Source organism: Citrobacter sp. wls717, assembly GCF_005280955.1.
GTDB lineage: Bacteria > Pseudomonadota > Gammaproteobacteria > Enterobacterales > Enterobacteriaceae > Citrobacter > Citrobacter werkmanii.
Genome location: NZ_SZWW01000056.1, coordinates 1 through 12,716 on the forward strand (window position 1 = coordinate 1; position 12,716 = coordinate 12,716).

Below are 12,716 nucleotides of genomic sequence, written 5' to 3' on the forward strand. Positions count from 1 at the left end.
ATTATAGGGAGTTATTTCAGGCTGACAAGTTAAAAATACAAAAAACTTATCAAACGATTACTTTTCACTCAACCCTTCTATTTTTGCCTGGTTTTTAAACAAAAACGAGCCCCGCAGGGCTCGTTTATTATCGTTTTGTGACTTACTGCACTGCCACGATACGGTCGTCGTTCACTTCCAGGCGAATGGCTTTGCCAGGAATCAGCTCCCCAGACAAAATTTGCTGCGCCAGCGGGTTTTCGATCTGTTGCTGGATAGCGCGTTTCAATGGACGCGCGCCATATACCGGATCGTAACCATTTGCACTCAGCAGTTTGAGCGCTTCGTCTGAGATATGGATTTCATAGCCACGCTCTTCCAGACGTTTATACAGACGCTGCAGTTGGATCTGAGCAATAGAAGCAATGTGCTGCTCACCCAACGGATGGAATACCACAACCTCATCTATACGGTTGATAAATTCCGGACGGAAGTTATGGCTCACAACGCCCAGCACCATATCCTTCATGTGGCTGTAATCGAGCTCGCCAAAACGTTCCTGGATCAGATCGGACCCCAAGTTCGAAGTCATGATGACCACCGTATTACGGAAGTCGACCGTTCTCCCCTGCCCGTCGGTCAGACGACCATCGTCAAGCACCTGCAACAGAATGTTGAACACATCCGGATGCGCTTTCTCCACTTCATCCAGCAGGATGACGGAGTAAGGACGACGGCGCACTGCTTCAGTGAGATACCCCCCCTCTTCGTAGCCGACATATCCCGGAGGCGCACCGACCAGACGAGACACCGAGTGTTTCTCCATAAACTCGGACATATCGATACGCACCATTGCATCGTCACTGTCGAACATAAAGTTTGCCAGCGCTTTACACAGTTCAGTTTTACCGACACCGGTCGGCCCAAGGAACAGGAATGAACCAATCGGACGGTTCGGGTCAGACAGCCCAGCACGGCTACGGCGAATCGCGTTAGATACCGCTTCAACCGCTTCGTTCTGGCCAATCACACGGCTGTGCAACTCCTGCTCCATACGCAACAGTTTTTCCCGTTCGCCTTCCAGCATGCGGGCAACCGGGATCCCCGTCCAACGCGCCAGCACTTCAGCAATTTCTGCATCGGTCACTTTGTTACGCAACAGACGCATAGTTTTACCTTCCGACTGGGTAGCGGCTTCCAGCTGTTTTTCCAACTCCGGGATTTTACCGTACTGCAGCTCGGACATCCGCGCCAGGTCGCCCACACGACGCGCCTGCTCGATGGCGATCTTCGCCTGCTCCAGCTCAGCCTTAATCGTCTGAGTACCGGAGAGCGAGGCTTTTTCCGCTTTCCACTCTTCTTCTAACTCAGAATACTGGCGCTCTTTGTCGTCCAGTTCTTCGTTGAGCATATCAAGACGTTTTTTACTCGCCTCATCAGACTCTTTCATTAATGCCTGCTGTTCCAGTTTGAGCTGGATAATACGGCGGTCGAGTCTGTCCAGTTCTTCCGGCTTGGAGTCAATCTGCATACGAATGCTGGATGCCGCTTCATCGATCAGGTCGATGGCTTTATCCGGCAACTGACGGTCGGCAATATAGCGGTGAGACAGCGTCGCTGCCGCAACAATCGCCGGGTCAGTGATCTGCACATGGTGGTGCAGCTCATAACGTTCTTTCAGACCACGCAAAATGGCGATGGTGTCTTCTACTGAAGGTTCAGCCACAAACACTTTCTGGAAACGGCGTTCCAGCGCCGCATCTTTTTCGATGTACTGACGATATTCATCGAGCGTGGTTGCGCCTACGCAGTGCAGTTCCCCACGCGCCAGCGCCGGTTTCAGCATGTTACCGGCGTCCATGGCACCATCGGCTTTACCTGCGCCAACCATAGTATGCAGCTCATCAATAAACAGAATGACGTTGCCTTCTTGTTTAGAGAGATCGTTCAGCACACCTTTTAAACGTTCTTCAAACTCGCCACGATATTTTGCCCCGGCCACCAGCGCGCCCATATCCAGCGCCAGTACGCGGCGGCCTTTCAAGCCTTCCGGCACTTCGCCGTTGATAATACGCTGCGCCAGCCCTTCAACGATGGCGGTTTTACCGACGCCAGGTTCACCAATCAACACCGGGTTATTTTTAGTACGACGTTGCAGCACCTGAATGGTGCGGCGGATTTCTTCATCACGGCCGATAACCGGATCGAGCTTGCCCTGTTCGGCGCGTTCGGTCAGATCGACGGTATATTTTTTCAAGGCCTGACGTTGGTCTTCAGCTCCCTGATCATTCACGCTTTCACCTCCACGCATTTGTTCAATTGCCTGAGTGATATTGGCGGTCGTCGCCCCTGCTGATTTTAATAAATCGGTCAGCGTACCGCGTGACTCAAGCGCCGCCAGAACGAACAGTTCTGACGAAATAAAGTTGTCCCCTCTTTTTTGCGCCAGCTTGTCGCAAAGATTCAGTACACGCACCAGATCCTGAGAAGGCTGCACATCACCGCCGGTACCTTCTACCTGCGGCAAGCGGCTCAACGCCTGGTCAATGGCTGTACGTAACTGGCCGGCATTAATGCCAGCTGAGGTTAATAAAGGACGTACCGATCCCCCTTCCTGATTCAGCAAGGCGCTCATTAGATGAAGTGGTTCGATGAATTGATTGTCGTGCCCCAATGCGAGTGACTGGGCATCGGCAAGAGCAAGCTGGAATTTATTAGTAAGACGATCCAGACGCATAACTCCTCCCATAACAGGTCAAAATTGCTACTGGAGATTAAATGAGGTCATCCCTCAATTATTCAAGGTGAATGACCTGAATTATGTGAAAAGAAAATTACACGTACCGGATCGTCTTGATTCTTTAGGTTATATCAGCCAAATAAAACTTGCCATACGACCCGTGGTATTGTCGCGACGATAAGAGAAGAAAGTCTCACTTTCGCTGAAGGTGCACCGGTCACCGCCGTAGAGGTGCGTCACGCCGACATTTGCCAGACGCTGGCGCGCAAGCTGGTAGATATCCGCCAGATATTTGTCTGCGCGCGGTACAAATGCGAGGTCCGCCTGCGGATCATGCGCCATGAACGCTGCGCGGACTTCTGGCCCCACTTCAAACGCGTTCGGGCCAATCGCCGGGCCTAGCCAGGCAATAATGTTTTCAGGTTTGTCGGCAAAACACGCCACCGTCTCTTCCAGCACACCGGCGCATAATCCGCGCCAACCTGCATGGGCCGCCGCGACTTCCGTACCTGCACGATTACAAAATAGTACGGGCAGACAGTCCGCCGTCATCACCGCACACACGGTACCAGGCGTATTGCTGTATGACGCATCCGCACGTTTGGAGGAGTACGGCTCGCCCGTCAGTTTCAGGACGTCCTTACCGTGGACCTGTTCCAGCCAGACTGGCTTTGAAGGCAGATTGCCCGCAGCAAACAGTCGTTTGCGGTTCTCTTCGACATGCTCCGGGTTATCGCCGCAATGGGCGCCCAAATTCAGCGAATCATAAGGCGGCATACTGATACCGCCAATACGGGTAGAACTACATGCCGCAACACCTTGCGGTAGCGGCCACTGCGGGACAATTAGCTTACTCATAACCAGGCAATATCATCCTTATGTTCTTCGAAATCAGCGCGCATCACTTCAATCAATCCCACCATATCTTGCGGAATTGGCGCATGCCATTCCATTTCGATACCGGAAATCGGGTGATACAGACGCAGCATGGTCGCGTGCAGCGCCTGACGGTCGAACTTACGCAATACGGAAATAAATTCGTCAGAAGCGCCTTTTGGTGGACGCGGACGACCACCGTAGACCGGATCTCCCACCAGCGGATGAGTGATATGCGCCATGTGCACGCGGATCTGGTGCGTACGTCCGGTTTCCAGACGCAACCGCAGACGCGTGTGCACACGGAAGTGTTCCATAATACGATAGTGCGTCACCGCCGGTTTACCCATCGGGTGTACCGCCATGTGTGTACGCTTGGTCGGGTGACGGCTAATCGGCTCTTCAACGGTTCCGCCCGCTGTCATATGGCCAATCGCCACGGCTTCGTACTCACGGGTAATTTCACGCAGCTGTAATGACTCCACCAGACGCGTCTGCGCCGGAACGGTTTTTGCCACCACCATTAATCCGGTCGTGTCTTTGTCCAGACGATGGACGATACCCGCGCGAGGAACATCCGCAATTGGCGGGTAGTAATGCAGCAACGCATTCAATACCGTGCCATCAGGATTGCCTGCGCCCGGATGCACCACGAGGTCACGCGGTTTGTTGATAACAAGAATATCGTCATCTTCATACACGATATCCAGCGGGATATCCTGAGGCTCAAAACGAACCTCTTCGTCAATTTCTGCATTGATGGAGACCTGCTCTCCACCCAACACTTTTTCTTTCGGTTTATCGCAAAGATTGCCATTTACCAGCACGCGCTGGTCGAGGATCCATTCTTTTATGCGCGATCGCGAATAATCAGGGAACAATTCGGCCAAAGCTTGATCTAAGCGTTGACCGAGCTGATTTTCGGAGACTGTTGCGGTGAGTTCTACTCGTTGTGCCATAAACTGCTTCTTTGTTTAACGTTGGGTTTTACGGCTTTGCCGTTTAATATAGTGTGCTATTGTAGCTGGTCTTAACCGGGAGCAGGAACAGAGAATCTCCCGTAAAACATTTTGAGGAAAGTCAAAACGTCATGACGCGCATGAAATATCTGGTGGCAGCAGCCACGTTGAGCCTGTTTTTGGCGGGTTGCTCTGGTTCAAAGGAAGAGGTGCCCGATAATCCGCCAAATGAAATCTACGCGACTGCTCAGCAAAAGCTGCAGGACGGTAACTGGAAACAGGCAATAACGCAATTGGAAGCGTTGGATAACCGTTATCCATTTGGACCGTATTCTCAGCAGGTGCAATTAGATCTCATCTACGCCTACTACAAAAACGCCGATCTGCCACTTGCTCAGGCTGCCATCGATCGTTTTATCCGTCTTAATCCGACACACCCTAACATTGATTATGTCATGTATATGCGTGGCCTGACCAATATGGCGTTGGATGATAGCGCACTGCAAGGATTCTTTGGGGTTGATCGCAGCGATCGCGATCCACAACATGCCCGAGCTGCGTTTAATGACTTTTCCAAACTGGTACGTGGCTATCCGAACAGCCAGTACACCACTGACGCCACTAAACGTCTGGTGTTCCTGAAAGATCGTCTGGCGAAGTATGAATACTCCGTTGCGGAATATTACACTGCCCGTGGCGCATGGGTGGCGGTGGTAAACCGTGTGGAAGGCATGCTGCGCGACTACCCGGATACCCAGGCAACACGTGATGCTCTGCCGTTGATGGAAAACGCTTATCGCCAGATGCAAATGAATGCGCAGGCAGAAAAAGTAGCGAAAATCATTGCCGCCAACAGCAGTAACACCTGATTTACCTCAGAATGCAAAACGGCAGCCCCAAGGGCTCGCCATAACTGAAGCGGTTTAGCTCCAACGCATCTCATCAAATATGGCCTGCTTTCTGCTATTCCTCAAGTAAAAAATCGCTTGTTCCTGCGGTGCCTCACAAAAAGGTTTTCTTGACAAAAAGCGACAAAATAATGTGATTTAAATCACACATTTTGACATTAGGAACGGTATGCTGGAATCACCAAGACGGGAAAGACAAGAGGTAAAATTTATGACAATGAACATTACCAGTAAACAAATGGAAATTACTCCGGCAATTCGCCAGCATGTCGCAGACCGTCTCGCCAAACTTGAAAAATGGCAAACTCATCTGATTAATCCACATATCATTCTGTCTAAGGAGCCACAGGGTTTCATTGCTGATGCCACCATCAATACACCGAACGGACATCTGGTCGCCAGCGCAAAACACGAGGATATGTACACCGCAATTAACGATTTGATCAACAAGCTGGAACGGCAGCTCAATAAAGTGCAGCACAAAGGCGAAGCCCGTCGTGCAACAACTTCAGTCAAAGACGCCAACTTCGTCGAAGCAGAAGAAGAGTAGTCCCTTACATTGAGTGTATCGCCAACGCGCCTTCGGGCGCGTTTTTTGTTGACAGGGTGAAAACAGTACGGGTACTTTACTGACGTAGCCAAAGGAAAATTACATGAAACTTGTCCCGTTCTTCTTCGCATTCTTTTTTACCTTCCCCTGAATGGGAGGCGTTTCGTCGTGTGATAAAGAATGCGAAGACGAACAATAAGGCCTCCCACAACGGGAGGCCTTTTTTATTGATAACAAGAAAGGCAACACTATGACATCGGAAAACCCATTGCTGGCGCTGCGCGATAAAATCAGTTCGCTGGATGAAAAATTACTGGCCCTACTGGCTGAACGGCGTGGGCTGGCCGTAGAAGTCGGCAAAGCTAAACTGCTTTCACATCGTCCGGTACGTGATATTGACCGCGAACGCGATCTGTTAGACCGGCTGATTCAGCTTGGCAAAGCGCATCATCTCGACGCGCACTATATCACCCGCCTGTTCCAACTGATTATCGAAGACTCCGTCCTGACGCAGCAGGCACTGCTCCAGCAACATCTGAACAAAATTAACCCCCATTCCGCGCGCGTCGCATTCCTTGGGCCAAAAGGCTCATACTCACACCTCGCCGCACGTCAGTACGCTGCCCGTCATTTTGAACAATTCATTGAAAGCGGCTGCGCGAAATTTGCCGATATCTTTAATCAGGTCGAAACCGGACAAGCTGACTATGCGGTGGTCCCGATTGAAAACACCAGCTCCGGTGGGATTAACGACGTCTACGACCTGCTGCAGCACACCAGTCTGTCTATCGTTGGCGAGATGACTATTACAATTGACCACTGCGTACTGGTATCCGGCACAACCGATCTCGAGACCATTGATACGGTATACAGCCACCCGCAGCCGTTCCAACAGTGCAGCAAGTTCCTGAGCCGTTACCCACACTGGAAGATTGAGTACACCGAAAGCACCTCAGCGGCGATGGAAAAAGTTGCACAAGCTAACTCACCGCGCGTAGCCGCATTGGGGAGCGAAGCCGGAGGCGTACTGTATGGTTTGCAGGTTCTCGAGCATATCGAAGCTAACCAGACACAAAACATCACCCGCTTTGTGGTACTGGCACGCAAGGCTATCAATGTTTCCGACCAGGTTCCGGCGAAAACCACGCTGCTGATGGCAACAGGCCAACAGGCCGGTGCGCTGGTTGAAGCGCTGCTGGTACTGCGCAACCATAATCTGATTATGACTAAACTGGAGTCACGCCCGATTCACGGCAATCCATGGGAAGAGATGTTTTATCTTGATATCCAGGCGAATCTGGAATCCCCCCAAATGCAAAAGGCGTTAAAGGAATTGGGGGAGATTACGCGTTCGATGAAGGTGCTGGGATGTTACCCGAGTGAGAACGTGGTGCCGGTCGATCCGAGTTAACGTGACAATGCCGGATGGCGCTAGGCTTATCCGGCATCTTAGTTAAGGACGGCTGTCATTCGCCTGGCGCAACAAAGTACGGCTTTCGCTCTGGAAGCGTTTCGCATAATCGCCAAACCAGTGCTCCACCTTACGGAAGCTGTCGATAAACGCTTGCTTATCGCCCTGCTCCAGTAAACCAATCGCCTCACCAAAACGTTGATAGTAGCGTTTGATCAGCGCAAGGTTGCTCTCAGACGACATAATGATATCGGCATACAGCTGCGGATCCTGGGCAAACAGGCGTCCAACCATCGCCAGTTCAAGGCGGTAAATCGGCGAAGAGAGCGCCAGCAATTGTTCCAGTTGCACGTTTTCTTCCGCCAGGTGCAGACCATAGGCGAAGGTCGCAAAGTGACGCAAGGCCTGAATAAACGCCATATTCTGGTCGTGTTCAACGGCGCTGATCCGATGCAGCCGCGCGCCCCAGACCTGAATCTGTTCCAGGAACCACTGATAGGCTTCCGGCTGACGTCCATCACACCAGACAACCACCTGTTTTGCCAGACTGCCGCTGTCCGGACCAAACATGGGATGTAACCCCACCACCGGACCATCGTGCGCTGCCAGCATCGCCTGTAAAGGACCATTTTTCACCGATGCCAAATCGACCAGGATACAGTCAGACGGCAGACGCGGTAATTTAGCGATCACCTGCTCGGTGACGTGGATCGGCACGCTGACGATCACCATGCCTGCATCAGAGACGATCTCCGACGCGCGATCCCAGTCCTGCTGTTCCAGGATCCGCACCTGATAACCTGACAGAGTGAGCATTTTTTCGAAAAGACGCCCCATCTGACCACCGCCGCCGACGATCACTACCGGTCGTAGGGAAGGACAAAGCGTTTTAAATCCTTTGTCATTTTCACTGGAGTAGGACTCGCGCATAACCCGGCGCAGCACATCTTCAATCAGATCCGGCGGTACGCCAAGGGCTTCCGCTTCCGCGCGGCGTGAAGCCAACATAGAGGCCTCCCGCTCCGGCACGTAAATCGGCAGCCCAAAGCGGCTTTTTACTTCACCGACTTCAGCAACCAGCTCCAGGCGGCGTGCCAGCAAATCCAGCAGCGCCTTGTCGACTTCATCAATTTGATCGCGTAATGCGGTCAATTCAGCAACCATAACCAACCTCTTATGCTACACGCGCCGACAGCTGGCCGTTTAAATCCTGGCTAATTTCACGCAGTAGCGCATCCGTCATTTCCCAGCTAATGCATGCATCGGTTACGGACACGCCGTATTTCATTGCGCTGCGCGGCTGTTCGGAAGACTGGTTGCCTTCATGAATATTACTTTCAATCATCAAACCAATGATCGAGCGATTGCCATCTTTGATTTGCGCAATCACGGATTCAGCCACGGCAGGCTGACGGCGGTAATCTTTATTGGAGTTACCATGACTGCAATCTACCATCAGGGAAGGTCTTAGTCCCGCCTGTTCCATCTCTTTTTCGCACTGGGCAACATCTGCCGGGCTGTAGTTCGGCGCTTTGCCGCCACGCAGGATCACATGACCGTCCGGATTGCCCTGAGTTTGCAGCAGCGCTACCTGCCCTGCCTGGTTAATACCGACAAAACGGTGTGACTGCGCCGCGGCACGCATGGCGTTGATCGCGGTTGCCAGGCTACCGTCAGTGCCGTTCTTAAAGCCAACCGGCATCGAAAGACCAGAAGCCATTTCACGGTGAGTCTGTGATTCCGTGGTACGCGCACCGATTGCCGACCAGCTAAACAGATCGCCCAGGTATTGTGGGCTATTAGGATCCAGGGCTTCAGTTGCCAGCGGGAGTCCCATATTTACCAGTTCAAGCAGCAGTTGACGCGCAATTTTCAGTCCAGCTTCAACATCAAAAGAGCCATCCATATGAGGATCGTTAATTAACCCTTTCCAACCAACGGTAGTACGGGGTTTTTCAAAATAGACGCGCATCACCAGGTAGAGGTTATCGCTGACCTCTGCGGCAAGGGCTTTAAATCGACGAGCGTACTCAATTGCCATTTCAGGATCGTGAATGGAGCACGGACCACATACCACCAGCAGACGCGGATCGCGACCGGAGATAATATCTGAAATGGTTTTACGCGACTGGGCGATTTGCGCCTCTTGTGCCTGGCTCAGCGGAAATTCAGCTTTCAGCTGTTCCGGAGTCATCAGAACCTGTTCGTCGGTAATATGTACGTTGTTCAGCGCGTCTTTTTGCATGATGGTGATCCTGTTTAGCTCGTTTGCGATAGTTGATCCTCAGCGAGGAGGAAATAACGATATCACAACAGGTAAAGATTTCAATCCATAATCCGTAAATTTTAATTTACAGCGCGCTATTAAGTACTAAATAAAGCCTATCTGAGTGTACATTTAAATTTACATCATCCTGATATCAGATCCACTATGCTTAAAAAAACGCGGGAGCACAGGCAATGAAGCAACTCATCAGCACCTTATTAATACTACTTCTTAGCGGATGTCAGATAGACCCCTATACTCACGCCCCTACCTGGACTGGCACCGACTGGTACGATGCCGGGATACGCGATGCCATTTCAGGCTATGCGGTTAAAGATAATGAAATTCTTGCCGACAATTACAATGATCCAGAAGTCGATCGTACGGAATATCTTAAGGGTTACGCCGAGGGACAACGTAAAACCTGCCAGCAGGATTTTGTTTACGCCAGGGGTCTGGCCGGGAAAACCTTTCCCCCAAGTTGCGATACTGTCGAAAATGTTGACCAGTTACACAACGCCTGGCAAAAAGGGGCAAACGAAGGTAATGCCGCTATAAGATTAAATTAAACAATAACTTATATTTTATATGCACATAAGATTTAACTTAAATTATCCATAGCTTTATACCCGGAATAATGACGACTTAGGAAAATAATGTTATTTTGTCTCAAACAATCTTGAGTGTATTTCGACGCTTTACGGCAACCGCTGGTAGGTAACTATTCATGAGCTATTCTTACCGACTCATACTTCTACTGGCACTGCTCCTGACCGGATTACCGCTGTACGCCCAGAGCGTTACGGAAGAAGCAAAATCTGTACGCGCGATGGTTTCCGGCATCGTCAGTTATACACACTGGCCTGCACTTTCCGGGCCACCAAAACTGTGTATTTTCTCTTCATCGCGTTTTTCCAGTGTACTGGGAGATACCAGTACTGGTGCTTTACCCTATCTTCCCGTCATCATTCGTACGGAACAAGAAATATTAGTTTCGCAGTGTGATGGTTTTTATTTTGGAAAAGAATCCCCTGGTTATCAGGTGGAATTAAAGAATAAATATCCGACAAAGGCACTGTTATTAATCGCTGAACAGAATCCCGAATGCGTTATTGGCAGTGCCTTTTGCCTCATAATTAAAGATGAAGATGTGAGATTTTCCGTAAATATGGATTCCCTTTCACGCAGTGGCGTAAGGGTCAGTCCAGACGTATTGATGCTTGCACGGAATAAAAAGCATGGATAAGGGCCATTCTCCCATAACACGCCCGACGTTTAAGCGGACATTACGGCGTATCAGCATAATCAGCGTCCTGGTCACCATGACGTTGATCTGGCTACTGCTTAGCATTTCCTCCGTGCTGGCATTAAGACAGTATGCGCAAAAGAACCTGGACCTGACCGCAGCCACGATGACTCGTACACTTGAAGCTGCATTAGTCTTTTCTGACAGTGTTGCGGCAACAGAAACTCTGGCGGCGCTAGGGCAACAAGGGCAGTTTTCCGTAGCGGAAGTGCGTAATAAAAATCAGAACGTGATCGCCACCTGGCGCTATGACGCGCAGGACACCACTGAAAAGATCAGCGGTTTGATCAGCCACTGGCTGTTTCCGCAACCGGTCACACAGCCCATTTTGCATAATGGCAATGTTATTGGTGAAGTGCGCCTGACTGCCCGCGATAGCGTGATCAGCCATTTCATTTATTTGTCGCTGGCCGTTCTTACCGGATGCATTCTGCTGGCATCAGGCATTGCATTAATGCTCACTCGCTATTTGCACAATGGCGTAGTAGAAGCCCTGCAAAATATCACCGAGGTGGTACATGATGTCCGTACCAACCGTAACTTTTCACGACGTGTTTCAGAAGAACGTATCGAAGAATTTCATCTTTTTGCTCAGGATTTTAATAGCCTGCTGGACGAAATGGAGGAATGGCAACTTCGGTTGCAGGCAAAGAACGCTCAGCTTTTGCGTACCGCGTTACATGATCCTCTGACAGGACTGGCAAATCGCGCCGCATTTCGCAGCAGCATTAACGCCCTGATGAACGACGATGCTGCCCGCAGCAGTTCTGCATTGCTATTCCTTGATGGTGATAATTTTAAATTTATTAACGATACCTGGGGCCACGCAGCGGGCGACCGTGTCCTGATTGAAGTTGCAAAAAGGCTGTCCGAGTTTGGAGGTGATCGACATCACCCCTACAGGCTTGGCGGCGATGAGTTTGCCATGGTGCTGTATAGCGTTCACTCAGAATACGAAGTTCAGCGTATCTGTGCCGCACTGTCACAAGCGTTTAACCGACCTTTTGACCTGCACAATGGTCATCTGGCAAGCATGACACTCAGCATTGGCTTTGCGCTGACGTGGGAACATGCCTCTGCCGAAAAATTACAAGAACTTGCCGATCAAAATATGTATCAGGCCAAACATTTGCGTTCTGAACGCATTATTAAATAAGGAATTACACACATGTTAAAACGTCTATTTTCACCGTTTTTTCTGCTTTTACTGATTGTGGCAGGCTGTCAGGCACCTCAGGGAAAATTTACCCCAGAGCAAATTGCAGCTATGAAATCGTACGGATTTAGCGAAGTTTCAGGAGACTGGTCTCTTGGCCTGTCTGACAATATCCTGTTTGATAAAAACGACTATAAGCTACGTCCGGAAAGTGAAAAGCAGATTCAGGAAATGGCATCCAAACTGGCTGCTACCGGGCTAAACCATGCTCGTCTGGATGGTCATACGGATAACTACGGCGAAGACAGCTACAACGAGGCTCTGTCGCTCAAACGCGCGAATGTCGTGGCCGATGCCTGGGCACAAGGCGCTAATATTCCCCGTACCAATCTGACCACCCAGGGACTCGGGAAGAAATACCCTATCGCCAGTAACCAGACCTCTAAAGGTCGTGCTGAAAACCGCCGTGTCGCGGTGGTGATCGCCACACCGTAATCATCCCGGGCTGACTGTATCCAGAGAGTATGTAAAGTTCCCCGGCAGTCAGTCTGTTCCCATCAGTAAA

At 50.7% G+C, this 12,716-nt stretch carries 13 protein-coding genes and 1 other annotated feature; of the genes, 8 read left to right on the forward strand and 5 right to left on the reverse strand.

From position 1 onward, the window contains the following. Window positions 1-142 precede the first annotated feature (142 nt). The 3 genes from clpB to rluD all read right to left on the reverse strand — a co-directional run bounded on the left by clpB (window position 143) and on the right by rluD (window position 4,554). Window positions 143-2,716: an ATP-dependent chaperone ClpB gene (gene clpB / locus FDX09_RS23470; protein WP_038642736.1), complete on the reverse strand. Its 2,574-nt coding sequence runs from the start codon at window positions 2,714-2,716 to the stop codon at window positions 143-145. Between the two features lie 129 nt (window positions 2,717-2,845). Further along, window positions 2,846-3,577: a purine nucleoside phosphorylase YfiH gene (gene yfiH / locus FDX09_RS23475; protein WP_110497124.1), complete on the reverse strand. Its 732-nt coding sequence runs from the start codon at window positions 3,575-3,577 to the stop codon at window positions 2,846-2,848. Next, window positions 3,574-4,554, reverse strand: a complete 981-nt coding sequence (gene rluD, locus FDX09_RS23480; protein WP_137347946.1) for a 23S rRNA pseudouridine(1911/1915/1917) synthase RluD — start codon at window positions 4,552-4,554, stop codon at window positions 3,574-3,576. Before rluD ends, yfiH begins: the two co-directional genes overlap by 4 nt. Window positions 4,555-4,685: 131 nt before the next feature. On the opposite strand from rluD, the gene bamD reads away from it, so the two are divergent. The 4 genes from bamD (at window position 4,686) to pheA (ending at window position 7,423) form a co-directional block, all read left to right on the forward strand. After that, complete coding sequence (gene bamD, locus FDX09_RS23485) at window positions 4,686-5,423, forward strand: outer membrane protein assembly factor BamD (RefSeq protein ID WP_005130417.1); 738 nt, start codon at window positions 4,686-4,688, stop codon at window positions 5,421-5,423. 250 nt (window positions 5,424-5,673) lie between these two features. Then, window positions 5,674-6,012 carry a ribosome-associated translation inhibitor RaiA gene (gene raiA / locus FDX09_RS23490; RefSeq protein WP_003031244.1) on the forward strand — a complete coding sequence of 113 codons (339 nt, stop codon included), beginning with the start codon at window positions 5,674-5,676 and terminating at the stop codon, window positions 6,010-6,012. A gap of 102 nt (window positions 6,013-6,114) precedes the next feature. Continuing rightward, window positions 6,115-6,240: a sequence feature (Phe leader region), on the forward strand. Further along, the gene (pheL, locus tag FDX09_RS23495) at window positions 6,116-6,163 is read left to right on the forward strand and encodes a pheA operon leader peptide PheL (RefSeq protein WP_100250063.1); all 48 of its coding nucleotides are present in this window, start codon (window positions 6,116-6,118) and stop codon (window positions 6,161-6,163) included. It overlaps the preceding feature by 48 nt. Window positions 6,241-6,262: 22 nt before the next feature. Then, the gene (gene pheA / locus FDX09_RS23500) at window positions 6,263-7,423 is read left to right on the forward strand and encodes a bifunctional chorismate mutase/prephenate dehydratase (RefSeq protein WP_038642743.1); all 1,161 of its coding nucleotides are present in this window, start codon (window positions 6,263-6,265) and stop codon (window positions 7,421-7,423) included. A 42-nt stretch (window positions 7,424-7,465) separates the two neighbouring features. Here pheA and tyrA read toward each other — a convergent pair whose 3' ends face one another. Beyond that, on the reverse strand, window positions 7,466-8,587 hold the full coding sequence (tyrA, locus tag FDX09_RS23505) for a bifunctional chorismate mutase/prephenate dehydrogenase (RefSeq protein ID WP_038642745.1): 1,122 nt from the start codon (window positions 8,585-8,587) through the stop codon (window positions 7,466-7,468). A gap of 10 nt (window positions 8,588-8,597) precedes the next feature. Beyond that, the gene (aroF, locus tag FDX09_RS23510) at window positions 8,598-9,668 is read right to left on the reverse strand and encodes a 3-deoxy-7-phosphoheptulonate synthase AroF (protein WP_042313300.1); all 1,071 of its coding nucleotides are present in this window, start codon (window positions 9,666-9,668) and stop codon (window positions 8,598-8,600) included. Between the two features lie 215 nt (window positions 9,669-9,883). Between aroF and FDX09_RS23515 the strand changes: the two genes are divergently transcribed. From FDX09_RS23515 to FDX09_RS23530, 4 genes are all read left to right on the forward strand, one after another. Then, window positions 9,884-10,258, forward strand: coding sequence for a DUF2799 domain-containing protein (locus FDX09_RS23515; protein ID WP_038642749.1), 375 nt, complete (start codon window positions 9,884-9,886; stop codon window positions 10,256-10,258). A gap of 158 nt (window positions 10,259-10,416) precedes the next feature. After that, window positions 10,417-10,935: a YfiR family protein gene (locus tag FDX09_RS23520; protein ID WP_038642751.1), complete on the forward strand. Its 519-nt coding sequence runs from the start codon at window positions 10,417-10,419 to the stop codon at window positions 10,933-10,935. Continuing rightward, window positions 10,928-12,151 (forward strand): diguanylate cyclase DgcN, encoded by a 1,224-nt coding sequence (dgcN, locus tag FDX09_RS23525; protein WP_038642753.1) that lies wholly within the window; start codon window positions 10,928-10,930, stop codon window positions 12,149-12,151. The genes FDX09_RS23520 and dgcN overlap by 8 nt, the downstream gene beginning before the upstream one ends. A gap of 12 nt (window positions 12,152-12,163) precedes the next feature. Beyond that, the gene (locus tag FDX09_RS23530) at window positions 12,164-12,646 is read left to right on the forward strand and encodes an OmpA family protein (RefSeq protein ID WP_038642755.1); all 483 of its coding nucleotides are present in this window, start codon (window positions 12,164-12,166) and stop codon (window positions 12,644-12,646) included. The last annotated feature ends 70 nt before the right edge of the window (window positions 12,647-12,716 follow it).

Coding starts and splice junctions, on each gene's coding strand:
- clpB (WP_038642736.1), bottom strand. CDS start 2,716: ATGCGTCTGGATCGTCTTACTAATAAATTCCAGCTTGCTCTTGCCGAT.
- yfiH (WP_110497124.1), bottom strand. CDS start 3,577: ATGAGTAAGCTAATTGTCCCGCAGTGGCCGCTACCGCAAGGTGTTGCG.
- rluD (WP_137347946.1), bottom strand. CDS start 4,554: ATGGCACAACGAGTAGAACTCACCGCAACAGTCTCCGAAAATCAGCTC.
- bamD (WP_005130417.1), top strand. CDS start 4,686: ATGACGCGCATGAAATATCTGGTGGCAGCAGCCACGTTGAGCCTGTTT.
- raiA (WP_003031244.1), top strand. CDS start 5,674: ATGACAATGAACATTACCAGTAAACAAATGGAAATTACTCCGGCAATT.
- pheA (WP_038642743.1), top strand. CDS start 6,263: ATGACATCGGAAAACCCATTGCTGGCGCTGCGCGATAAAATCAGTTCG.
- tyrA (WP_038642745.1), bottom strand. CDS start 8,587: ATGGTTGCTGAATTGACCGCATTACGCGATCAAATTGATGAAGTCGAC.
- aroF (WP_042313300.1), bottom strand. CDS start 9,668: ATGCAAAAAGACGCGCTGAACAACGTACATATTACCGACGAACAGGTT.
- FDX09_RS23515 (WP_038642749.1), top strand. CDS start 9,884: ATGAAGCAACTCATCAGCACCTTATTAATACTACTTCTTAGCGGATGT.
- FDX09_RS23520 (WP_038642751.1), top strand. CDS start 10,417: ATGAGCTATTCTTACCGACTCATACTTCTACTGGCACTGCTCCTGACC.
- dgcN (WP_038642753.1), top strand. CDS start 10,928: ATGGATAAGGGCCATTCTCCCATAACACGCCCGACGTTTAAGCGGACA.
- FDX09_RS23530 (WP_038642755.1), top strand. CDS start 12,164: ATGTTAAAACGTCTATTTTCACCGTTTTTTCTGCTTTTACTGATTGTG.